Below are 21,811 nucleotides of genomic sequence, written 5' to 3'. Positions count from 1 at the left end.
ACGCCGTGCAGTGGTTGCGCGAGCGACGCCTCCGGGAGGATCAGTGGTGAAGGACAGTTCCACGCGCGGCCGGGGCCGCCCACTGAATCCGGTGCTCACGCAACGCAAGATCGCCAGCGCCGCGGTGTCCCTCATCCAGTCCGGTGGCTACCGCGCCCTGACCATGGCCGCGCTCGCCCGCCAGCTCGGCGTCTCCGCCTCCGCCCTGTACAACCACGTGGGGTCCAAGCGGGACATCATGATCCTGGTCCAGGACCGAGTCAACCAGGAGATCGACTGCTCGGCCTTCGACGCGCAGGACTGGGATGTGGCCCTGGAGCGGTGGGCGCGTTCCTACCGTGAGGTCTACGCCCGCAACATCCCCCTGATCCCCGTCATGGCCGTCCTGCCGGTCGCCAATTCCCCGCACACCCTGGCCATGTACGAGAAGGTGGCCGCGGGACTCACGCGCGCCGGTTGGCCGCGGTCCTGGGTAGTCAACACGATCGTGGCGGTGGAATCCCTGGTCTTCGGCTCCGCCTACGACGCCGTGGCACCGGATAACATCTTCGATCCCGGCGAACTCAGCGAGGTAGCCCCCATGTTCTCCGCGGCCGTTGCGCATCGTGACCTCTCCCTGGATTCACGACGCCGCTCGCCCGGGCCCCATGGTGCGGGGGCCGAGACAGCGGCGTCGCCCGCCGATGTGGCGTTCGACGTGGGGCTGCGTAGTCTGCTGTCCGGGTTCCGGGTGCACCTGGACGCCTTGCGGGCCCAGGAGCCCGGAATCACGAGTGGCGGATCAGACCTCGAGTGAGTGCATCACGTGCTTGACGCGCGTGTATTCCTCGACCGAGTACAGGGACAGGTCCTTGCCGTAGCCGGAATTCTTGAACCCGCCGTGGGGCATTTCGGAGATCAGCAGCATGTGGGTGTTGACCCACACGCACCCGAAGTCCAGGTCCCGGCTCACGCGCATCGCAGTGCCGTGGTCGGAGGTCCACAGGCTGGAGGCCAGAGCGTAGGGGACGTCGTTGGCGAGCTCCACAGCCTCCTCCTCCGAGGAGAACCGCTGCACCGTGAGCACGGGGCCGAACGTCTCCTCCTGCACCAGGGTGTCGTCCTGACGCACACCCGTGATGATGGTCGGTTCGATGAAGAAACCCTCCGTGCCCGCCACGGGTTTGCCGCCCGTGACCACCGTGGCGTGTTCCGGGACGCTCTCCAGCTTGGCGCGCACATCCGCGAAGTGGCGCTCGTTGTTCAGCGGCCCGTAGTCGTTGCGCGATTCGTCCGCGTTACCGGTCGTGAGCTTCTCGGCCTCCGCAACCAGCAGACGCACGAGCTCGTCGTGGACGCCGTCCGCCACGAGGATGCGGGTGACCGCAGTGCAGTCCTGGCCGGCGTTGAACGTGCCGTACTGGACGAGCTGCTGTGCCGTGCGCGGCAGGTCCGCGTCCGCGAAGACCACGGCCGGCGCCTTGCCGCCGAGTTCCAGGTGGGATCGCTTGAGCCCGTCCGCCGCACTGCGCGCGACCGCCCGACCGGCACGCACCGAACCGGTGATGGAGACCATGGCGGGAGCGGGGTGTTCGGTGAGCAGGGCACCCGTGCCACCGTCACCCAGGACCACGTTGAGCACGCCCGGGGGAAGCACCTCACCCGCGATCCGGGCCAGGACCAGGGTGGACTCCGGGGTGGTGTCGCTGGGCTTGAGCACGATCGTGTTGCCCGCCGCGAGCGCCGGGCCGATCTTCCACAGGGCCATCATGAGCGGGTAGTTCCACGGCGTCACCTGAGCCACCACGCCCAAGGGCTCGCGGCGCACGTAGGACGTGTGTTCCGACATGTACTCGGTGGCGGCCCTGCCCTCGAGCGTGCGAGCGGCCCCGGCGAAGAAGCGCAGGTTGTCCGCTCCGGCGTCGACCTCCTCCTCACCGATCAGCACCCTGGGCTGACCGGTGTTGCGGTGCTGGGCCTCGATCAGCTCGTCCCGGTGCTCCACGAGCCCATCCGCAATACGCAGCAGGGCTTCTTGGCGTTCTGCGGGGGTGGTGCGCTTCCAGGTCCGGGCCGCATCCGTGGCGGCACGGAAAGCCGCCTCCACGTCCTCCTGGCCACTGACGGGTGAGACCGCCACCGTCTCCCCGGTGCCGGGGTTGACGATGTCGACGGTGTCCCGGCCCTGGGCCGGCACGAACCGGCCGTTGATGAAGTTCTGCAGCACTTCGCTCATGGAGACCTCCCTGGTGTGAGTGCTTCTCGGGTGGCGGCTCCGCCGGCGGTGATCGCTCGGTCATGGCGCCCCGATGATGGTTGCGTGGATCACTTTAAATGATCGTCATTCATTTTTGAACCCCCTGACAAAGGAAAGTGCGCGGTCGGCACACATGTGTGCCGACCGCGCACTCGTGGCGGGGGACCACCTCGATGCTCAGTGGCCGTGACCCCCGTGCCCACCGTGCCCCTCGGCACCCGCTGAGGGAGCGGCGTCGTCGTGGGCATGGTCGTGACCCTCGTGGGAACCGTGCCCGTGGGAAACGTGTCCGTGCGCCTTCTCCTCCCGCGCCGGAGCCTCCGGTTTGCCCGTCACCACCGCGAGTTCCACCGGCGTCTGCGGCAGGTCGATGGTCTTGGCCACTTCACCCTTGGTCAGATCCACCGCGTGCAGTTTCTTGTTCTGCGCGTCGGTCACGTAGGCGCTCGAGCCGGCCACCTTGATCGCGGGACCCGCCTCCTGCCAGTCCGCCTTCTCCTCCCATCGCTGGATCACGTCGATCTTCCGGACCACCTTTCCGGACTCCACGTCGATCACGTTGAGCTTGCCGTCGTACGTGAGCACCAAAGCCTCACCCTCCGGCCCGCGGGCTAGCGAACGGAACCAGTAGGACGAGCCCAGGTCCACCAGCCGGCGCGACCCGTCCCGGGTGTCGAAGAGTGCCACTCGCGTGGGGCGCTCCTGCTCGGCATCCTCGTCCACCTTGTAGTCGCCCAGCACGATCGGCGACCTCTCCGAACCTGCGAGGTTGCCCGAGCGCGCGTAGGCGTCCGCCACGGCCACCTTGTGGAACGTCCCGTCCCGATAGATCACGGGCCCGTTCTCGCAACCCGCCATCACGGTGTCGGTGCTCGCTCCCGGCGCGGCCGCCGCCTCACCGTGCACGCCCGGGCAGTCCGTCGTCTCGGCCTTGACGGCGCCGTCCTTGCCAAGCACACGCACGGTGTGCCGTTCATCCTCCGTGCCCTGGGTCGTGAACAGCGTGCCGTCGGTCAGCTCGAGCGCCACACCGTGGTGCGGGTGCTCGGTCTTCCGTTCGGTTGTGTCCGGCGCGCCGTCCTTCAGCGTCTCGGACTCGAAGGTCGTGATGGAACCGTCCCCGTCGCCGAACAACGTGGTCTTGCCGTGGTGAACCACCACGTGCCCGGCATGCGGGGCGCCGAAGGTCACGTCGGTCAGCTCGGGTGCGGATTCGCGGTAGTGGTAGTGGTCGCCGTGCTTATGCGCGTCCAAGCCGGTGTCGTGCACGCGGAACACGTCGCCGTCGCTGACCATCACGTGCCTGCCGTCCCCGGCGTTGCTGAGGCGCAGGAACCCGTCCTTCTCAGTCTTATCCAGGACCTCGCCGGACGCGGTGTCCGCGGTGAGCAGACCGCCGTCGTACGCCACCACCGCGCGCGGGGTGAGTCGCGAGACCTCCTTGGTCGCGGCCTTCGTGGTCTCCTCGGCGCGCGGGGACGACGACGCTTCTCCCGCCTGCCCCGCGCCACCCGCCCCGCACGCGGTGAGGGCCAGGACGCCGACGGCCAGCGCGGCCAGGGGGACGGGCCCCCGGCGATGCATGGTGATGAATCCGAGCATGGACGAGCGAGCCCCGCCAGGGGCGGTGTGTTCGATGGTGTGCATGCGAGCACTGTAGCCTAAGTGAGAATCATTCTTATCTAACCGCCTGTTATGTCATCGGCCCCACCGGTTCCCTCGTCCCTCCGGGTGGGCCCGGCGGTTCCAGCCCCAGACCGCCCCTCCGTGAGATGTCATTACACCCCGGGCGCGGGTGGTGAGCATGACTGGGGGAGGCTCCATGACCTACCCCCGTGCATCACCCAATCAATGGCCGGCATTCCCCGTCCGCTTCGAAGAAGAAATACGAATGGAATGCCACACTATTTTCATGAGGGTGATCCTGCTAGACTGAAGCCTTATAACTACGTACGACAATGGACTTCACGACGTGCGAGGAGTGAACAATGGATCACCTAGCCATTCTTATCGGTTCGATATTGCTTATCCTTCTGGTTACTGGCCTCATTTACTTTTTCGGAAGCGTCCTTAAATCCGCACTGTTCGGCGGCTCTAACCAGCCATCCGACCCGGATGATCCGCGCCGGCGCCGATGACCAAGCGCTCGAGACGCCGGGTATTGGGGCGCGGCCCCGCAATGCACGTAATGCAGTCATCAATTCAGTCACAATTATCCCGCCCATAAGGGCTGAAATGTGTCCTCGGCACCTCCCATGGCGATAACCCATTGTCACTCGGATCCACCGAATTCAAGAGTGCACAAAATTTTCCCGGCAGTACAACCGCCATTCCCGCTTCGGTATTTCTGTTCGAGGTCATTCACCCCCACCCCTGGACGCCGGCGCCAGCATTCGGGGCATGATGGGACCACCCGTCACCGTCGCGAGGAGCCGCAGCATGAGCCCGTCACCGCACACCGTGGGAATCATCGGTCTCGGATCCATGGGCAAGCCCATGGCCGGGCACATCATCAGCGCCGGGCACGACGTGGTGGTTCTGCATCGCAGCCTCCACAAGGCCCCGGGGGCCCGCGCGGTGGACACGCCGCGGCACATGGCGCGCCAGTGCGACGTCGTGATCCTGTTGGTGCCCGGCGCCCCGGAAATCGACGGCGTGCTGGAAGAACTCGCTGAGGGCGCCCGCGAGCGCGACGCCGACCACGACCGCCTGGTCCTGGCGATCAGCTCCACCGTCTCCCCCGTGGACATCACCCGCTGGCACCGGGACACCTCGGGTGTCGAGTTCGTGGACGCGCCCATCAGCGGCGGGGAGGCCGGGGCGATCCGCGGGGACCTGTCCGTCATGGTGGGTGGCGACGACGCCGCCGCAGGCCTGGTCTCGGACGTCCTGTCCTCGTGCGGTCGCCCCGTCCACCTGGGGCCGCTGGGGGCCGGGCAGGTAGCGAAGGCGTGCAACCAGCTGATCTGCGCGGCGGAGATCGTGGCGATCTCCGAGGCCAGCGTTGTGGCCGAACGGGCCGGACTGGACCTGGCCACACTGCTGGACCTGCTCCAGGGCGGCTACGCGGGATCCACCATCCTGGCGGACAAGACTCCCAAGCTCGTGGCCCACGACTACTCGGTGTCCGCGCAGGCGGCCTTCGTTCACAAGGACGTCTCCGCGTACCTCGATGCCGCCCGCGCCACCGGAACCACGTCGGTGCTGGGCGGGCCCATCGCGGCCGCGGCGCAACAGCTCATCGACGCGGGACTGGGCGAGCAGGACTCCGCGGTGTTCCAGAAGTGGATCGCGGACAGAACCGAGAAGTGAACGACCTGGGACCCACCCCTGAGAACACCTGTGCCCCGATAATGCACACCACAGCGTCGTAGCGTGCATTATCGGGGCAGGAATGTAGTGAGGGCCCTGAACCCTACTTGTAGAACCGGTTCAGGAAGCGCGCCACCACCGCGGGGCGCTCCTCCCCCTCGATCTCGATCGTCGCATCCGCCACCTGGTGCAGGCCGTTGCCCTTGACCTCCGCGACCTCCGCGATGGTCACGGTCATCCGGATGCGTGCGCCCACCTTCACCGGTGAGGTGAAACGGACCTTGTCCACGCCGTAGCTGACCTTGGTCTTCACGTCGGACACGTCGAAGAGCTCGGACCACATGGGGATCAGCAGCGACAGGGTCAAGAACCCGTGTGCGATGGGCCCACCGAACGGACCGTCCGCGGCCTTCTCCGGATCGGTGTGGATCCACTGGTGGTCATCGGTGGCGTCCGCAAACAGGTTCACCTGGTCCTGGGTGATCTCGCGCCGCTCGGAGTAGCCCAAATCCTTCCCCGCGAGCTCGGCCACCTCGTCGAACAGAACAACGGTCTTGGCGGTCATGACATGCTCCCTCTGGGGTTCTGCTCCGGCGGTGATGGGCGTCACCGCATGTTTCTTTCATGGGACCGTATTTAATTGAGATTACCAACGGTTAAGATTATCCACGATGATCCTTCGGCGGACGGTCCCACCCCCCGCCCACCGCACGGAGCACGTCACGACACGACACCCAGGAGCAGCGACATGACCACCCCCCTTCCGCAGGACGCCCTTGACCCAGCGCCGGACCTGAGGACGAGTGATCTCGCGAGCGAGCCGGTGTTCCTCATGGCCCGGGCGAGTTCCCTGGCTTCCGCGTCCGCCAACCGGGCCCTGGGGGAACTGGACCTGAAGGTGCGCCATTACTCGGCCCTGTCCCTCGTGTGTTCGGACCTGCACCCGTCCCAGCGGGACCTGAGCAGGTACCTTGTCCTGGACCCCAGCCAGATCGTGCTGATCGTGGATTCCCTCGAGCGTCGCGGGGCCGTAGTGCGGCGCACCGACCCCAATGATCGCCGCTCCAAGTTGATCGAGCCCACGGACAAGGGCCGCGAGCTCTACCGGCGTGCGCGCGCCGCGGTGGACCGCTGCACGGACGGGACAATGGCACCCCTGAGCGAGGACGAACGGGCCACCCTGTTGGACTTGCTGCAGCGCGTGGCACTGGGCTGAGCGCACCGTCATACGGCCCCGCCCGCCCCGGGATTCCGGGTGTTCACGCCCGCGAACACGTACCGTGGAACCAGCACACTCGACTCCCCCGCGCTCCCCCTACCGATCGAGGTCACGCACCATGCGCTCCGCCGCCCCCGCCGCCCTTTCCGCCCTCTGCGCCATGCTGCTGCTCACCGGCTGCGGTTCCGGCGGCGACGCGGGGGGCGACGACGCCGCGAACGGTACCGCAGCGACGTCGTCCACCGCGACCGAACAGCCCAGCGCGACACCCACGCCCACCCAGCCGCCAGAGCTGATCGGCGGGGGCACCACCCTGTTCCCCGAGCGCCGGTTCGTGGCGCTCTACGGACACCCGGGCACCCCGGGGCTGGGCGCGCTGGGTGAGCAGGGGCCGGAGGAATCCGCCGAGCGGGCGATCGAGCTGGCCAAGCAGTACGAGCCCTACAGCCAGGAGAAAATGATCCCGGCGTTCGAGATCATCGCGACCACCGCCTCCTCCGACCCGGGGCCGGACGGCGACTTCTCCAGCGAGGCTCCCGTGGAGCGCCTCATGCCGTACATCGAGGCCGCGCAGAAGCACGGGATCTACGTGGTCCTGGACCTGCAGCCCGGCCGCTCGGACTTCCTGTCCCAGGCCAAGCGGTACGAGGAACTGCTCAAGCGGCCCAACGTGGGCCTGGCCCTGGACCCCGAGTGGCGGCTGGGGCCAGGGCAGTACCCGCTGCAGCAGATCGGGTCCGTGAGCGCTCAGGAGATCAACGAGACCACGCAGTGGCTCGCCCGGCTCACGGCCGAGAACGGCCTGCCCCAGAAGACCCTGATCCTGCACCAGTTCTCCATGCCCATGATCCAGAACCGTGAGGCCATCACGACGGACCACCCCGAGCTCGCGTTCCTCCTGCACGCGGACGGGCACGGCACCCCGGATCTGAAGATGTCCACGTGGGACGCTCTGCAGCACGAGCTGCCCCGGGGGATCCGCATGGCGTGGAAGAACTTCTACGACGAGGACACCCCCACGTTCACCCCCAAGCAGACCTTCGAGCTGACGCCCAAGCCGTGGTTCGTGTCCTACCAGTGAGCCGCTCGGGCTGGCGGAGTCTTTTGGTTCGGCAGACACCGCGGTTCCGGGGAGTCGCCCGGGCCGGAAGACCCGCCACTCCCGAGGTTTTGAAGCGGGTGCTCCCAGGAAATTGTTCCGCGCATGTCTTCCCCCGGCCGGGACGTCGGGTCTAGATTATGAGGACCTGTTCGCTCCACGGAAGGAAGTGCCTATGGGACTCGGTGACAAGATCAGTAATGCTGCGGAGAAGGCTTCCGGTTCCGCCAAGGAAAAGCTTGGTGACGCCACGGACAACGCAGATCTGCAAGCTGAGGGTGCCGGGGAGAAAGCTTCCGGTGGCGCCAAGCAGTCCGTGGAGAACATCAAAGACGCCGGCAAGAATCTCAAGGACGGGCTGGGCTGAGATCCGCACCCGCCACCTTTCGACCGGAAGGCCCTCGTCGTGAACACGACGGGGGCCTTTCGTCTGCCCGCCCCACCGCGGTCCGGATCACCGCACCGCGAACCGCTTGCGCGCGATCAGCAGGCACACCAGGGATAGGGCCGCCACCGCCGCGTAGTAGATGCTCGGTGAGGTCAGAGAGCCGGTGGAGCTCACGAGCCACGCGAGCACGAGGGGTGCGAATCCCCCGAACACCGTGACGCCCAGGTTGTAGGCCACGGACATCCCCGTGGTGCGGATCTGCGTGGGGAACATGTCGGTGAGCAGCGCAGGCATGGGGCCGAAGTACAGGGCCATGATCACGCCCAGCACCGCTTGCACCACGGTTAGGGTGGCCACCGTCGGGGCCGCGACCAACCACAGGAACAGCGGGTACACCACCACGATGCCCACCGCGGAGGCCACGAGCATGACCCGGGCAGGTCCCACGCGGTCCGCGAGGTGCCCCACGAACGGGGAGCCCACCAGGGTCACCGCGCCGGCCACCACACCGCCCAGGTACGCGGCCCACGAGGGCAGGTCAAAGTTCTGGATCGAGTACGTGGGCATGAACAGGATCGTGTACACGGACATGGACGCCAGGCCCACCACACCTGCGGCCGTGAGCCACCGGCCGGCGGAGTGGACGATGGTCTGCGCGAGGGGACCGCGCCCGAGGGACGGGCGGGGCGGCGTCGTTGTACCCGTGCTCTCCGAGGGCGACGACGCCGCTCGCGCACGCTCGTCCTGCAACGCCCGGAAGTCCGGGGTCTCGTCCATGCGCAAGCGGATGTAGAGGCCCACGGGGCCGATGAGCAGGCCGAAGAGGTAGGGGATGCGCCAGCCCCACGAGTACAGCGCGTCGTGGCTCAGCAGGGTGTGCAGCGCGAACCCGAAACCGGAGGCCATCAGGATCGCAAGGCCCTGGGTCGCCACTTGCCACGACCCGTAGAAGGCGCGCTTGTCGGGGGCGTTCTCGATCAGGAACGCGGTGGCCGTGCCGAACTCGCCACCGGCGGAGAAGCCCTGGATCAGGCGGGCGAGCAGGATGAGCAGCGCTGCCGCGGGGCCGATGACCGCCGCCGTGGGGGCGAGCAGCATGATGAGCGTGCCGAGCATCATCAGGGCAATCGTGATGGTCAGGGCCGGGCGGCGACCGTGGCGGTCCGCGTAGGAGCCCAGCACCAGGGCACCGAGCGGGCGAATCAGGTACGACAGTGCGAACGTACCGAACGTCAGCAGGGTGCCCGTGACCTGTCCGATCGAATCCGACTCGAAGAACAGCGCGGAAATCACGACCGCGAGGGACGAGTAGACGATGATGTCGAACCACTCGAGCGCGTTACCGATCGAGGACGCGACCACGGCGCGGCGAGCGGTGACACGCTGCTCGTGCGTGACGGGCAGATGGGTAGGTGCGCTACTCATGTCTGCACACTAGCCCACGGTTCGCTCCTCCCGCGGCCGCCGTGACGCCGCATGACGGCGAGCCGCCGACTTATACTGGGGCACGGCATGGAACCGGCACGGGACGTGTCACACCCCAGGACAGGAGCAGTGCAATGATCTTCATCGTGGTCAAGTTCGAGGTCAAGGACGAGTACGCCGAGCGCTGGCCCGAGATCGTCGCGGACTTCACTGCCGCGACCCGCCAGGAGCCGGGCAACAAGTGGTTCGACTGGTCCCGCAGCCTGGACAACCCCAACGAGTACGTGCTCGTGGAGGCCTTCGAGGACGACGCCGCCGAGGCCCACGTGAAGTCCGAGCACTTCACCGCCATGACCGAGAAGTTCCCGCCGTACCTCGTCCGTACCCCGCGCATCATCTCCCGCCAGATCGACGGTGACGGCTGGGATGAGATGGGTGAAGTCACCGTCGAGGGCTGAGGCATTGATGACCGGGGAACCCGTGAACCCGTGAACCGGTTCCTCGTGGGCCTGGACATCGGCGGATCCCACACCCGCGGCGTACTGTTTCGCGGGGACTCCCCGGTGCGCGAAGCTCGTTCCGGCAGCGCGAACGTGCAGAACGTCAGCCGGGAGCGGGCCGCCCAGTCACTGCGGGAGATCTTCGCCCGCTTGGAACCGCCACCCGGCACCACGGTTCTCGCCGGCGCCGGCGGTGTGGACACCCCGCACGACGCCGCTGCGCTGACGCAGCTCATTCGCTCCGTGGCTGAGGCCGCAGCGGGCGCTGGCCCGGCGCCGGGCGTTTTTTCGGCGGCGGACGGTCACCCGGCACCGGACGCCTACCCGGCGTCGGAGACGCCCGTGATCGCGGTGCACGACACCCGCCTGATCCTCGCCGCGGGCGGACACACCGAGGGCATCGCGGTGATCGCGGGAACCGGTTCCGTGGCGTGGGGTGTGAACGCTTCCGGCCACGGGACCCGCGCCGGGGGCTGGGGCTACCTGCTCGGCGACGAGGGCAGCGGGTACTGGCTCGGCCGGGAAGCGGTGCGCCATGTGCTGCGGGACGCGCAGCACCGGGGAGCGAGCGACGTGACCCCCGCAGAGGACGACCGGTTCGCTCGGGCCGTGTTGGGACACGCCGGGGTCGACACGCCCACCGAGCTGATCGCGGCGTTCCACGACCGCCCCGACCGCACCCACTGGGCCGGTCTGGCCCGCACGGTGATCGAGCTGGCCCCGCACGACGACGCCGCTCGCGAGTTGGTCTCGGCGGCCGCCGCGCACCTCGTGGAGCTGATCATCACCGTGGCCAGGAACCTGGGCGAGCCCCTCCCCGTAGTGATGGGAGGCGGGCTCGCAACCACCTCGGTGGGCGTGGAGCTCAGGGAACGCCTGGGCGATCATGGACTGCGGGTCACGCTGTTGGACCGGGAACCCGTGCTGGGAGCGCCCCTGCTCGCCCGCGCCACGGGGCTGTGGGACGGGCGAGCGGGTCGGGCGGGCTGAACACCCACAGGATCAGCGGAAGGCCGCCTCCCCGGTGAGCTGCTGGCCCAGGATGAGGGCGTGCACCTCATCCGTGCCCTCGTATGTGCGCACGGATTCCAGGTTGTTGGCGTGGCGCAGCGGGGAGTAGTCGAGGGTGACGCCGTTGCCCCCCAGGATCGTGCGGGCCTCGCGGGCGATCTTGATGGCCTCGCGGCAGTTGTTGAGCTTGCCCACCGAGATCTGGTGGTGCTGCAGTATGCCGGCGTCCTTGAGGCGGCCGATCTGCAGTGCGAGCAGGAAGCCCTTGTCGATCTCGAGGGCCATGTCCGCGAACTTCTGCTGCGTGAGCTGGTACCCGGCCAGCGGGCGATCGAATTGCATGCGCTCCTGGGAATACTTCAGGGCCACCTCGAACGAGTCGCGGGCGGCGCCCATGGCACCCCAGATGATCCCGTACCGGGCTTCGTTGAGGCACGAGAACGGGCCGCGTAGCCCCTTGGCCTCGGGTAGCAGAGCGGATGCGGGAAGTCGCACGTCCGTGAGTTCGATCTCGCACTGGATCGAGGCCCGCATGGACAGCTTGGGCTGGATGGGCGTGGCCTTGAAGCCCGGGGTGTCGGTGGGCACCACGAAACCGCGTATGCCCTCGTCCGTCTGGGCCCAGATGACGGCCACCTTGGCCACGGTCGCCAGGCCGATCCACCGCTTGGCGCCGGAGATGACCCAGTCCTCGCCGTCGCGGCGCGCGAACGTCTTCATGGAACCGGGGTCGGAACCCGCGGTGGGCTCGGTGAGCCCGAAGCACCCGATGGCCTCACCGGCGGCCATGCGCGGGAGCCACTCCTGCTTCTGCTCCTCGGAGCCCCACTTGTAGATGGCGCTCATGGCCAGGGAGCCCTGCACGGAGACGAACGTGCGCAGACCGGAATCCCCGGCTTCCAGCTCGGCGCCGGCCAGGCCGTATTCCACGGCGGAACGGCCCGCGCAGCCGTATCCCTTCAGGTGCATACCCAGCAGGCCCAGCTTGGCCATCTCCGGGACGATCTCCAGGGGGAAGACCGCTTTCTCGTACCACTCGGCGATGTTGGGGCGGATGGTGGCGTCCACGAACTCCCGCACGGTGGATCGCAGAGCGATCTCTTCCTCGTTCAGCAGGGAGTCGAAGCCCACCAGGTCCATGACGTTGACGGTGTTCTGTTGGCTCATGTCCTCACTGTACGGTGACGGGGCTCACGGAGCCACGCCACAATCATTTCCGTGTCCTGCCCGAGCTGCGGCGGGGCGACCGTGGGGGATTCCAGGGGTGGGGTCCAGCGGGCCGGATGACGGAACTGCCGTCCCACGGTCCTGCCCTCCCGATCCTGGACGTCCACCGTGGGTTCCAGTCCGAGGTCCTCGGCCAGCGTGACGCCCTCGCCGATCCCGGCGACCTTGCCCGCAGGGACCCCTTCCTCGGTCAGTTCTTCCTGCCACTCGCGGGCGGTCCGGGCGGACAACGCATCCTCCAGCAGCGGGACGAGATCCTCGCGGTGGGCCACGCGCGCCGAGTTCGTGGCGAACCGTTCGTCGTCTGCGACCTCAGGAATGCCCAGCACGGCCGTGAACCTGCGGAACTGCCCGTCGTTGCCCACGGTCACCGCGAGGGGCGCGTCCGCGCAGTGCAACAACTGGTAGGGGACGATGGACGGGTGGGCATTGCCCATGCGCTCGGGGACCTTACCGGCACCCAGGTATGCCTGGCCCTGGTTGACGAGGGCACCCTGCAGACTCGAGAGCAAACTGACGTCGATGTGCGCGCCGCGGCCCGTGCGGCGTCGCGCTTCGAGGGCCGCGAGCGCGCCGATCGTGGCGTCCTTGGCGGTCAGGACGTCCACCAGGGCCACACCCACCTTGGTGGGCTCGCCGTCCGCGGCGCCCGTGATGCTCATGAGCCCACCCACGGCCTGGACCAGGAAGTCGTAACCGGCCAGGTGGGCGCCCTCGGCGGTACCGAAACCGGACACGGACACGTAGACCACGCCGGGGTTCTCGCGCGAGATCTCCTCGTAGCCCAGGCCGAGCTTGGCCATCCCGCCGGGCTTGAAATTCTCCACGACCACGTCCGCGCGCAGGGCGAGTTCGCGCGCGAGTTCCCGCCCGTCCTCGTCCCGCAGGTCCAGGCACACGGATTCCTTGTTGCGGTTCACGGACTCGAAGTACGTGGCACCGGTCTCGGAATAGGGCGGACCCCACGCGCGCGTGTCGTCACCGGTATCCGGGCGCTCGACCTTGATCACGCGGGCACCGAGGTCCGCGAGCGTCATGGTGCACAGCGGCCCCGCGAGCACGCGCGAGAAATCGGCCACGAGCACACCGTCCAGGGGCAGCGCTTCGGTCACGGGGTCCTCCTCGGATCGACGATGTCCTCCACTCTAGGTGCGCCGCCGCGGCTGCGGCCCGACGACGTCGCTACGCCTCCGGGTCGCCGCCCGCCGCACGTCCGCGGGCGACGACGCTCGGCCGGGCGCGCTACCCGTCCAGTTCACCACGCACAGGTTGTACGTCAGTTCCGTCTCCCCGGACGGCGCCGCTCGGTACAGCTCCGCGCACACGGTCGCCCCGGCAAGCACACCGTAGGCGCCGTTGAACCGGACGGCCCTGGGCTGGGAGTCCAGATGCGAGCCGACCATCACGTACGGGGCGCCCGGACACAGCTCGAAGAGGCCGAACTCGTTACCGATCGCGTCGTAGTACACCGTGGCACCGCGCGCGATCAACCACCCGACGAACCACTGCCGATTGAGCCCGTCCGCGGTGGTCGCCGCTTGGCACTCCACTCCCTCGGACTCGAGCCCGGCGTTGCGGGACATCCGCCGGAAATCCCGCGGGAGCGCCTGATGCAGTGCGGACATGAACCCTCCTGAGCCATGAACCAGTTGCGGCCACGGTAGGCACGGTCACATCACGAACGGTCCGCGCGGCGGTCCCCCCACGCCTTCTCCGCACCGCTGGCCAAGAGCACCCCGCAGCACATCCACACCGCGGCGGCCGGGCCCAGGGGTGCCGCGAAGACACCCGCAACCAGGGGGAGGATCACCTGCCCCAGGCGATTACCCGTCAACCGGACCGCCAGGGCGGAGCCGCGCCAGTTGCCCGGGACGGACGTGGTGATCATGGTCATGGTGAGTGGCTGACCCAAACCCAACAGGAATCCACCCACGGCCAGGAAGAACGCCGCGGCCCAGAAGTTCCCCAGCACGAGCGGTGGGATGACCAGCGTGATGCCGGCCCCGAACAAACATGTCAGCAGCAGACCCCGCCGCGAGAACCGCTGGGACAACCACGGCAGGAGCAACCGGGAGGCAATGGACGCGAAACCCCGGACGCCGAGCAACAGACCCACGACCGCGGGAGCCACACCGGCCTCCTCCCCGATGACCGGCAGGAAGGCGGTGAGGATATCGAGCATCGCGAGCAGGGACAGTGCGGCGAGCATGTGGGACGCCACCCGGGGCACCCTGAGCACCCGTGCGATGGTGGGTTTGTCGGCTGATTCGGAACGCGCCGCAGTACCGGAGGTCGCGCGGGACGGGGCCGCGTCCGCCGCGGGTGTCCCGGCGCGCAGGAGCAACAGCGGAACGGCCGCGAGCGAGATCGCGGCACCGATCCACAGTGCCTGGTTCACGTCCGCGAGGCGCTCCGGGGAGGTCGCGGACGAGCTGTGCCCCACGAGCCAACCGCCCAGGGCGGGGCCGATCATCTGCCCCGCGGAGAACGCTGCGGTGAACCACCCGAACCCCTTGTCCAGGTCCCGGTCCGCGGCGTAACGGGCGATCGCCGTCTGACCCCCGATCGTGAAGCTCAGGTGCCCCATGCCCAGCACGGCGCTCGCGGCCACGACCGCCCACACCGTGGGTGACAGCGCCAGCAGCGCCCCACCGGCGACCAGCAGAAACACCCCGGAAAGGGTCAGCACGCGCAATTGCCGGGTGCGGTCCGAGTACCGCCCGAGCCACACCGCGGTGAGCAGCGGGACCAGGGCGTACGCGGCCGTGGTCAACCCGATCGTGATCGAGTCCGCGTGCAGCGCGAGCAGTTTGTAGGACGTGACCGGTCGCAACAGGTTCACGGTGGCCTGGGTCAACACCCCGCATGCCACGAGCAGCCACAACCACGCGCCGGCGCGTGCCCCACGAACCGAATCAGTCACCGGCAGCCTTCCTCAGGCATACGCCCAGGGGCGTCCGAGGCGACGCGCTCCGACAGCCGGAATCGTTGCACGGTGCGGTGCAGGGCGCCACCGCCGCGGCCCTCGCCGAGCTCTGAGGACACCAGGGAGAGCTCGCTGACGGTCCACGCGGGCCCCTCGTACACGGACAGCGCGTGCACTACATGCGCGAGCTCGGGCCCGGGGCGCGCCACGGTGCGTGAGCTGCGGCGTCGTTCGCGAGCCTTGCGCGTGCGCTCGGCACGGGACATGCGCGCGACCGTGAGATGGGCGCGCTGTCTTGCGCGCTCCTCGGGGTCCAGCGAGCACGCGTGCATGAGCTCCACGAGCGCGTCCGAGGCACTACCCACGCCCATCCACAGGGTTGTGCCGGAGAAGGATCCCGCGCCTCGCAAGCACACGGTGAGCGGTGCGTGGTTCCGGGCGACGTCGCTCAGCAGCTCCCCGAGCTCCGGCACCGCAGCCTCGGGTTGCTCGCCGTAGAACGCAAGGGTGACGTGCCACTGCTCGGGGTCGCCCCAGCGCAGTGCGGTGCCGGTGAGTTCACGGACCTCACGCAATGCACCGATCAGGTGCTCACGTGCGGCCCGGGTGGGGTGAACAGCCGCGAACAGCCTCATGCGCCCACCCTAGACGGTGCGCGGCGGTAACCGGATCAGCTCCACGCTCGTGAGGGCACCCGCGTCAGCGACCGCGCGCATGTACGTGCAGTGTGGTTGGCGCCGCCGGTCGGTGGGGCTGCCGGGGTTGAGCAGGCGCATCCCGGAGGGCGCCACGGTGTCCCACGGGATGTGGCTATGGCCGAAGACCAGGACGTCGATGTCCGGGAACGCCCGGTCCATACGCCGCTCCCGCCCGCTTGAGGCGCCGGTCTCGTGCGTCATGGCGAACCGCACCCCCTCGAGCTCCCAGTATGCGGTTTCAGGCATGCGTTCGCGTAACTCGGGGCCGTCGTTGTTGCCCCACACCGCGATCAGCTTCCGGGAGCGCTGCTCGAGGGCCTCGAACGTGGCCAGGTCCACCCAGTCACCGGCGTGGAGCACCACGTCCGCGGCGTCGACCTCGCGCCACACCTGGTCCGGGAGGGCCTTGGCCCGCTTGGGCAGGTGGGTGTCCGCGAGGAGGAGGATCGAGGTGCTCACGCCCCCATTGTGCCCGTCAGCATTCGATCACATTGACCGCGAGGCCGCCGCGCGAGGTCTCCTTGTACTTGATCTTCATGTCCGCGCCGGTCTCCCGCATGGTCTTGACCACTTGATCCAGGGAGACCTTGTGGGTCCCGTCCCCCTGCATGGACAGCCGGGCGGAGTTGATGGCCTTGACGCTCGCGATCGCATTGCGCTCGATGCACGGAATCTGCACGAGCCCGCCCACAGGGTCGCACGTGAGCCCCAGGTTGTGCTCGATCCCCATTTCCGCCGCACACTCCACCTGCCGCGGGCTCCCGCCCAGCACCGCACACAGGCCGGCGGCCGCCATGGAACACGCCGATCCCACCTCGCCCTGGCAACCCACCTCGGCGCCGGAGATCGAGGCGTTCTCCTTGATCACGATCCCGATCGCCGCGGCGGTGAGCAGGAAGTCCACGATCTTGTCATCGCACGCGTCCGCCATGAACCGCGTGTAGAAGTGCAGCACCGCCGGGATGATCCCCGCCGCACCGTTCGTGGGGGCCGTGACGATCCGCCCGCCGGACGCATTCTCCTCGTTGACCGCGAGCGCGTACAGGTTGACCCAGTCCATGCCGTAGAAGGGATCGTTGCCGGGTTCCTTGGCGAGCAGCCGCTTGCGCATCTCCGGCGCACGACGGCGCACCTTCAGCCCCCCGGGCAGGGTCTTCTCCTCGCGCGTGCACCCATTCTCCACACATTCCTGCATCACGGACCAGATGTGCAGCAGCTGCTCCCGGGTCTGTTCCGCGGGCCGCCACGACAGCTCGTTCGCGGCCATGATCTGGGCGATGTTCAGACCCTCGGTCTCGCAGATGGCCAGCAATTCATCACCCGTGCTGAACGGGTAGGCCACGGGGGTGCTGTCCGCGACCACCTTGTCCGCACCGCTCGCGGACTCGTCCACCACGAAGCCACCGCCCACGGAGTAGTAGATCCGTTCGCGGATGACCTCGCCGGCGGCGTCGTAGGCGGTGAAGCTCATCCCGTTGGGGTGGGTGGGCAGGGACTTCCTGCGGTGCATGATCACGTCACGGGAACGGTCGAAGGCCACGGGGTGTGTGCCCCCGAGCAGCAGTTGCCCTTTCTCCCCCGCGAGCGCGACCTTCTGGTCCGCGAGGTCCGTGTCCACGGTCTCGGGGTCCTCGCCCATGAGCCCCAGCACCACGGCCTTGTCCGATCCGTGGCCCCACCCGGTGGCCCCCAAGGAGCCGAAGAGCTGGGAGTGGACCCGGGTCACGGACTCCAGCAGGGCGTCGGCGGCGAGCCCGGCCACGAAGAGCCGTGCGGCCCGCATGGGCCCCACCGTGTGGGAGGACGACGGTCCGATACCCACCGAGAACAAATCCAGAGCACTGAGTGCCACGTCGCGGTCTCCCCACTGTCGGGCTCCGGGAAGCGGCCTGGTGGGGCCGTGCGGAGCCGGGCGGCCGCGCGACGCGGATGGGTCGCGCGGAACACACCCAAGGTACGTGGGTCTCACATAGTGGGCAACTGTCGAAGGCGTGAGGAGGCCATGAGGAGCGCGGCCGAGCCGCCGAATAAATAGGTGACACATGTTTTTGAGAGTCTGGCCGTTTGGCCATTGTTCACTTGATAACGATCCGATTACGGTGAAATCGCATTCGAGAACCTGGCCTGGACGTGCGGAAACGGTCGTTCATGCGGTACTGGAATGCGCCCTCTGACCCGCCGCCCCCGTTTCTTGTGCACGGGAAACGGCACTTTCTCGTCACTCTGGTCGTTCACGAAATCCACGGGCTCGTTTCCTCGGATCTCGGTTGACCACCGAATGAAGGATTCCCTCCATGAGCAAGAAAAACGCATTCCTCGCCACGGCCGCCGCGGCCGCTGTCGTCCTGGGCACGGTCTCCCCGGGCATCGCGACACCCGCCAACACCCCGGCGGAAAACGCGTCCGCGCAGAACTCCATCAACCAGGGGGCCAAGGTCCTGGACGTGTCCGGCGGTGAGTACGTGGTCATGTTGGAACTGCCGGCCGCCAGCAAGGCGCCCGCCGGTCCGGCGAGCAGGGCGGCCCGCACGGCCGTGGCCGAGGCCACCCAGAAGCAGGTGGACAAGTGGCAGTCCAAGGGCGTCAAGGTCAAGCAGCAGTTCAACACCATCGGTGGTTTCACCGCTGACCTGAGCCCCGCCCAGGTCAAGAACCTCAACGCGGACCCGGGCGTGGCGGTCGTGGAGAAGAACAAGACCGTCAAGGCCACCGCGTCCCAGTCCAACGCCACGTGGGGCCTGGACCGTTCCGACCAGAAGGACCTGCCGCTCAACGGGACCTACAACTACTCGGCCACAGGCGCAGGTGTCACGACCTACGTGATCGACACGGGCGTGCGCGCCACCCACTCCCAGTTCCGCGGCCGGGTCTCCCCCGGTGTGACCGCGATCGACGACGGTTACGGCAGCGGCGACTGCAACGGTCACGGCACCCACGTGGCCGGCACCGTGGGTGGGTCCACCTACGGCGTGGCCAAGTCCACGAACATCATGCCCGTGCGCGTGCTGGGCTGTGACGGCATCGGCTCCACCGCCGGCATCGTGGCGGGCATGGACTGGGTCTCCTCCAACGTCAACGGTCCGGCCGTGGCCAACATGAGCCTGGGCGGTGGGGTCTCCACCGCCATGGACAGCGCGATCAACCGGATGATCAACGCCGGCGTGGTGCCCGTCGTGGCCGCGGGCAATGACGCGAACAACGCGTGCAACTACTCCCCGGCCCGCGCGAGCGCCGCCATCACGGTGGGCTCCACGGATCGCCGCGACCAGCTCTCGAGCTTCTCGAACTGGGGCTCCTGTGTGGACATCCTGGCCCCGGGCACGGACATCACCTCGGCCTGGCCGTCCAGTGACTCCGCGACCAATACGATCTCCGGGACCTCTATGGCCACCCCGCACGTGGCGGGCACGGCGGCGCTGTACCTCGAGCAGCATCCGAACGCCGGCGTGGCGGAGGTGGAGCGCGCGCTCAAGTCCAGCGCGACCCCCGGCACAATCGACTACGTGCGGGGTTCGGCGAACCTCATGCTGAACACCTCGCTGCTCACCGGGGCTCGCTGACCCTCAGCCCGAGCCGCTCGGCGTGAGCCGGCTCCGAACCTGAGCCGATCGTTCCGGGCCGCTCGACCCTGAGCCACCCCTGGTAGGCAGCTCCGCCCGAGGCCGCTCGGCCCGACTCCCCTCAGGAGTCGCGCTGAGCGGCCTCCAGCGCGTCCGCGGCGCGGATCAGTCCCAGGTGACTGAACGCCTGGGGGAAGTTGCCCGCCAGACGGTGCTGAGCGACGTCGTACTCCTCGGAGAGCAGACCCAGGTCCGAGGCGAAACCCACGGTGGTGCGCATCAACCGCTGGGCGTCCTCAATGCGCCCGGAGCGCGCGTACTGCTCCACGAGCCAGAACGTGCAGATCAGGAACGGGTACTCCCGCCCGGACAGCCCGTCCATGGACGTACCCGCGTCGGTGGTGCGGTAGCGCCACACCTGCCCCTCCTCGCCCTGCAACTCGTGCTCGATCCGCCCCACGGTGCGCAGCATCGCGGGGTGGTCGGGCGCGATGAACCCGGTCTGCGGAAGTTGCAGGAGGGAGGCGTCCACCTCCGTGTTGTCGTAGGTCTGGGTGAAGTACCCGAGGTCCCGGTTGTACCCCTTATCCCAGATCTCGCGGTGCAGACGATCGCGCATCTCTTTCCAGTGCGCCACGTCCCCCGTGAGCCCGTGTTCGGTCACGGCCCGGATGCCCTCGTTGAACGCGGCCCACATCATCACGCGGCCGTGCGTGAAGAAATGCGTGTCCCCGCGCATCTCCCAGATCCCGTTGTCCGGCTCGTCCATGCGCAGCTCACAGAAGCCCAACAGGTTGCACTGCAGACCCCACGAGTAGTCGTTCTCCTCCACCCCGTTGTCCCGCAGGGTGGCCAGGGCCATCATGACCTCGCCCGCAACATCCGCCTGGTACTGCTCCACCGCGCCGTTACCGATCCGCACGGGCCGCGAATTCTCGTAGCCGCTGAGGTGATCCAGCTCCCGTTCAGCGAGGTCCCGGCGCCCGTCCACGCCGTACATGATCTGCAGTTGTTGCGGGTCCCCGGCCACGGCGCGCAGCAACCAGTCACGCCACAGCAGCGCACCGTGCGTGTGCCGGTGTTCCACAAGGACCTCAATGGTCAGGGCGGCGTCCCGCAACCACGTGAAGCGGTAGTCCCAGTTGCGCTCGCCCCCGAAGTCCTCGGGCAACGCCGCGGTCGCCGCCGCCACGATCCCGCCGGTGCGGGCGTGGGTGAGTCCGCGCAACACGAGCAGGGAACGAGAGACCGCGCCGTCGAACTCGCCGCGGGACTCCACGTCCGAGGCCCAGCCGCGCCAGAAGTCCTCCGTGGCCCGCTGGGCGCTGTCCGGGTCCGCGGGGACGGGCAGCTCTTCGTACGAGTGGCTCCACGTGAGCACCCAGTCCATGCCCTCGTCCTCGTGCAGCGTGAACCGGCCACGGTGTCCCCGGCGGATCCCCTCCATCACCCGGATGTCGCTGCCGGGATCGTGCTCACGGTGCAGCACCTCCACGGGATTGCCCTCCGCGTCTTCCTCGTACGGCTCCAGGTCCGGGCCCGTGAGCAGCAGGGCGTCCGGGCCGGCCACGGCCAGCAGCCCGTGGTCCGCGCGAGACGTACTGAGCGCGATGCGCGCGGAGATCTCCCGTAGCAGCTTTTTGAAGTCCGGGTGCCGGCCGTGCCGCTCGCCGGCTGTCACCGTTTCCGGGTTGGACGCCGCACGGCCGGGTTCCTCGGACGTGCCCACCGGGTGGGGTTCGGTGGCGGAATCCCCCAACCGCGCCTCGTCCGGGTGCTGGGGGCGTTGGTTGCCCAGCTGCACACGGCGCACCCACGGGATGACCTTGCCGTAGTCGAAGCGGAACCGCAGATCGTGCTCCACCCCCGCGGTTCCCTCGAGGCACTTCACGCGCCGCACCAGATCCGCGTGATCGTCACTGGGCGGCAGGAAGTCGGTCACGCGCACCCGTCCGGTGGGCGTCCGCCACTCGGTCTCCAGCACGAAGGTGTCCGGGACGTAGCGGCGGGAGACCACGTGTCCGTCCACGGCGCTGAGTTTCCAGCGCCCGTTGCTCTCGTCCCCCAGCAGGGCGCAGAACACGGCGGGTGAATCAAAGCGCGGGAAGCACAACCAGTCCACGCTGCCGTCCCGGGACACCAACGGCCCGGTCTGCAGGTCCGCGAGCAGTGCGTAGTCCTCCAGAGGGGTACTCATGGGCCCATTCCAT

General features: G+C 68.2%; 20 protein-coding genes. 8 read left to right on the top strand and 12 right to left on the bottom strand.

Annotated elements, in window-relative coordinates:
* Positions 1–46: 46 nt before the first annotated feature.
* Positions 47–796 (top strand): TetR/AcrR family transcriptional regulator, encoded by a 750-nt coding sequence (locus HBK84_RS00380; protein WP_240919033.1) that lies wholly within the window; start codon positions 47–49, stop codon positions 794–796.
* Here the strand turns inward: HBK84_RS00380 and HBK84_RS00375 are convergent.
* Both HBK84_RS00375 and HBK84_RS00370 read right to left on the bottom strand, forming a co-directional pair.
* A complete protein-coding gene (locus tag HBK84_RS00375) occupies positions 782–2,215 on the bottom strand; it encodes a gamma-aminobutyraldehyde dehydrogenase (RefSeq protein ID WP_144931905.1) in 1,434 nt (477 codons plus the stop codon). The two genes, HBK84_RS00380 and HBK84_RS00375, sit on opposite strands and share 15 nt — an antisense overlap.
* A 198-nt stretch (positions 2,216–2,413) precedes the next feature.
* Positions 2,414–3,883, bottom strand: a complete 1,470-nt coding sequence (locus HBK84_RS00370) for a hypothetical protein (RefSeq protein ID WP_240919032.1) — start codon at positions 3,881–3,883, stop codon at positions 2,414–2,416.
* Positions 3,884–4,675: 792 nt separating this feature from the next.
* On the opposite strand from HBK84_RS00370, the gene HBK84_RS00365 reads away from it, so the two are divergent.
* Positions 4,676–5,548 (top strand): NAD(P)-dependent oxidoreductase, encoded by an 873-nt coding sequence (locus HBK84_RS00365; RefSeq protein WP_167317895.1) that lies wholly within the window; start codon positions 4,676–4,678, stop codon positions 5,546–5,548.
* 103 nt (positions 5,549–5,651) lie between these two features.
* Here HBK84_RS00365 and HBK84_RS00360 read toward each other — a convergent pair whose 3' ends face one another.
* Complete coding sequence (locus HBK84_RS00360) at positions 5,652–6,113, bottom strand: MaoC family dehydratase (protein WP_167317894.1); 462 nt, start codon at positions 6,111–6,113, stop codon at positions 5,652–5,654.
* 183 nt (positions 6,114–6,296) lie between these two features.
* Here HBK84_RS00360 and HBK84_RS00355 point away from each other — a divergent pair, with 183 nt between their 5' ends.
* From HBK84_RS00355 to HBK84_RS00345, 3 genes are all read left to right on the top strand, one after another.
* Positions 6,297–6,764, top strand: a complete 468-nt coding sequence (locus tag HBK84_RS00355) for a MarR family winged helix-turn-helix transcriptional regulator (RefSeq protein ID WP_144931903.1) — start codon at positions 6,297–6,299, stop codon at positions 6,762–6,764.
* 121 nt (positions 6,765–6,885) lie between these two features.
* Complete coding sequence (locus HBK84_RS00350) at positions 6,886–7,848, top strand: hypothetical protein (protein WP_167317893.1); 963 nt, start codon at positions 6,886–6,888, stop codon at positions 7,846–7,848.
* 193 nt (positions 7,849–8,041) lie between these two features.
* On the top strand, positions 8,042–8,233 hold the full coding sequence (locus tag HBK84_RS00345; RefSeq protein WP_035965533.1) for a CsbD family protein: 192 nt from the start codon (positions 8,042–8,044) through the stop codon (positions 8,231–8,233).
* 87 nt (positions 8,234–8,320) lie between these two features.
* Here HBK84_RS00345 and HBK84_RS00340 read toward each other — a convergent pair whose 3' ends face one another.
* Complete coding sequence (locus tag HBK84_RS00340; RefSeq protein WP_085106734.1) at positions 8,321–9,679, bottom strand: MFS transporter; 1,359 nt, start codon at positions 9,677–9,679, stop codon at positions 8,321–8,323.
* A 134-nt stretch (positions 9,680–9,813) separates the two neighbouring features.
* Here HBK84_RS00340 and HBK84_RS00335 point away from each other — a divergent pair, with 134 nt between their 5' ends.
* Together HBK84_RS00335 and HBK84_RS00330 are read left to right on the top strand one after the other, a co-directional pair.
* Complete coding sequence (locus HBK84_RS00335) at positions 9,814–10,137, top strand: putative quinol monooxygenase (protein ID WP_064845396.1); 324 nt, start codon at positions 9,814–9,816, stop codon at positions 10,135–10,137.
* Positions 10,138–10,167: 30 nt separating this feature from the next.
* The gene (locus tag HBK84_RS00330) at positions 10,168–11,169 is read left to right on the top strand and encodes an N-acetylglucosamine kinase (protein WP_231885441.1); all 1,002 of its coding nucleotides are present in this window, start codon (positions 10,168–10,170) and stop codon (positions 11,167–11,169) included.
* Between the two features lie 12 nt (positions 11,170–11,181).
* On the opposite strand, the gene HBK84_RS00325 is transcribed toward HBK84_RS00330, so the two are convergent.
* Genes HBK84_RS00325 through HBK84_RS00295 form a run of 7 tightly spaced genes read right to left on the bottom strand, consistent with a single transcriptional unit; the run spans position 11,182 to position 17,893 of the window.
* On the bottom strand, positions 11,182–12,357 hold the full coding sequence (locus HBK84_RS00325; protein WP_167317892.1) for an acyl-CoA dehydrogenase family protein: 1,176 nt from the start codon (positions 12,355–12,357) through the stop codon (positions 11,182–11,184).
* Entirely contained in the window at positions 12,354–13,529 is a 1,176-nt protein-coding gene (locus HBK84_RS00320) for a CaiB/BaiF CoA-transferase family protein (protein WP_167317891.1), read from the bottom strand. The genes HBK84_RS00325 and HBK84_RS00320 overlap by 4 nt, the downstream gene beginning before the upstream one ends.
* Before the next feature lie 33 nt (positions 13,530–13,562).
* Complete coding sequence (locus HBK84_RS00315) at positions 13,563–14,042, bottom strand: hypothetical protein (RefSeq protein ID WP_240919031.1); 480 nt, start codon at positions 14,040–14,042, stop codon at positions 13,563–13,565.
* Positions 14,043–14,092: 50 nt separating this feature from the next.
* Entirely contained in the window at positions 14,093–15,340 is a 1,248-nt protein-coding gene (locus HBK84_RS00310) for an MFS transporter (protein ID WP_144997506.1), read from the bottom strand.
* Positions 15,337–15,978, bottom strand: coding sequence for an RNA 2',3'-cyclic phosphodiesterase (gene thpR, locus HBK84_RS00305; protein WP_167317890.1), 642 nt, complete (start codon positions 15,976–15,978; stop codon positions 15,337–15,339). Before thpR ends, HBK84_RS00310 begins: the two co-directional genes overlap by 4 nt.
* Positions 15,979–15,987: 9 nt before the next feature.
* On the bottom strand, positions 15,988–16,500 hold the full coding sequence (locus HBK84_RS00300) for a metallophosphoesterase (RefSeq protein ID WP_144931892.1): 513 nt from the start codon (positions 16,498–16,500) through the stop codon (positions 15,988–15,990).
* A 16-nt stretch (positions 16,501–16,516) separates the two neighbouring features.
* Entirely contained in the window at positions 16,517–17,893 is a 1,377-nt protein-coding gene (locus tag HBK84_RS00295; protein ID WP_167317889.1) for an L-serine ammonia-lyase, read from the bottom strand.
* A gap of 442 nt (positions 17,894–18,335) precedes the next feature.
* On the opposite strand from HBK84_RS00295, the gene HBK84_RS00290 reads away from it, so the two are divergent.
* Positions 18,336–19,601: a S8 family peptidase gene (locus HBK84_RS00290; RefSeq protein WP_167317888.1), complete on the top strand. Its 1,266-nt coding sequence runs from the start codon at positions 18,336–18,338 to the stop codon at positions 19,599–19,601.
* 121 nt (positions 19,602–19,722) lie between these two features.
* Here the strand turns inward: HBK84_RS00290 and HBK84_RS00285 are convergent, their stop codons facing one another.
* Positions 19,723–21,798 (bottom strand): glycoside hydrolase family 15 protein, encoded by a 2,076-nt coding sequence (locus HBK84_RS00285; RefSeq protein ID WP_167317887.1) that lies wholly within the window; start codon positions 21,796–21,798, stop codon positions 19,723–19,725.
* Positions 21,799–21,811: the final 13 nt, after the last annotated feature.

The organism is Kocuria sp. KD4, assembly GCF_011769905.1.
GTDB lineage: Bacteria > Actinomycetota > Actinomycetes > Actinomycetales > Micrococcaceae > Kocuria > Kocuria marina.
Note: the sequence above shows the minus strand (reverse complement) of the source record. Positions and strands in the feature narration are given on the sequence as shown.

Excerpts from the sequence above, each read along its gene's own strand:
- HBK84_RS00285 (WP_167317887.1), bottom strand. The coding sequence starts at position 21,798 with ATGAGTACCCCTCTGGAGGACTACGCACTGCTCGCGGACCTGCAGACC.
- HBK84_RS00360 (WP_167317894.1), bottom strand. The coding sequence starts at position 6,113 with ATGACCGCCAAGACCGTTGTTCTGTTCGACGAGGTGGCCGAGCTCGCG.
- HBK84_RS00325 (WP_167317892.1), bottom strand. The coding sequence starts at position 12,357 with ATGAGCCAACAGAACACCGTCAACGTCATGGACCTGGTGGGCTTCGAC.
- HBK84_RS00370 (WP_240919032.1), bottom strand. The coding sequence starts at position 3,883 with ATGCACACCATCGAACACACCGCCCCTGGCGGGGCTCGCTCGTCCATG.
- HBK84_RS00365 (WP_167317895.1), top strand. The coding sequence starts at position 4,676 with ATGAGCCCGTCACCGCACACCGTGGGAATCATCGGTCTCGGATCCATG.
- HBK84_RS00375 (WP_144931905.1), bottom strand. The coding sequence starts at position 2,215 with ATGAGCGAAGTGCTGCAGAACTTCATCAACGGCCGGTTCGTGCCGGCC.
- HBK84_RS00340 (WP_085106734.1), bottom strand. The coding sequence starts at position 9,679 with ATGAGTAGCGCACCTACCCATCTGCCCGTCACGCACGAGCAGCGTGTC.
- thpR (WP_167317890.1), bottom strand. The coding sequence starts at position 15,978 with ATGAGGCTGTTCGCGGCTGTTCACCCCACCCGGGCCGCACGTGAGCAC.
- HBK84_RS00335 (WP_064845396.1), top strand. The coding sequence starts at position 9,814 with ATGATCTTCATCGTGGTCAAGTTCGAGGTCAAGGACGAGTACGCCGAG.
- HBK84_RS00315 (WP_240919031.1), bottom strand. The coding sequence starts at position 14,042 with ATGTCCGCACTGCATCAGGCGCTCCCGCGGGATTTCCGGCGGATGTCC.
- HBK84_RS00345 (WP_035965533.1), top strand. The coding sequence starts at position 8,042 with ATGGGACTCGGTGACAAGATCAGTAATGCTGCGGAGAAGGCTTCCGGT.
- HBK84_RS00290 (WP_167317888.1), top strand. The coding sequence starts at position 18,336 with ATGAGCAAGAAAAACGCATTCCTCGCCACGGCCGCCGCGGCCGCTGTC.
- HBK84_RS00350 (WP_167317893.1), top strand. The coding sequence starts at position 6,886 with ATGCGCTCCGCCGCCCCCGCCGCCCTTTCCGCCCTCTGCGCCATGCTG.
- HBK84_RS00355 (WP_144931903.1), top strand. The coding sequence starts at position 6,297 with ATGACCACCCCCCTTCCGCAGGACGCCCTTGACCCAGCGCCGGACCTG.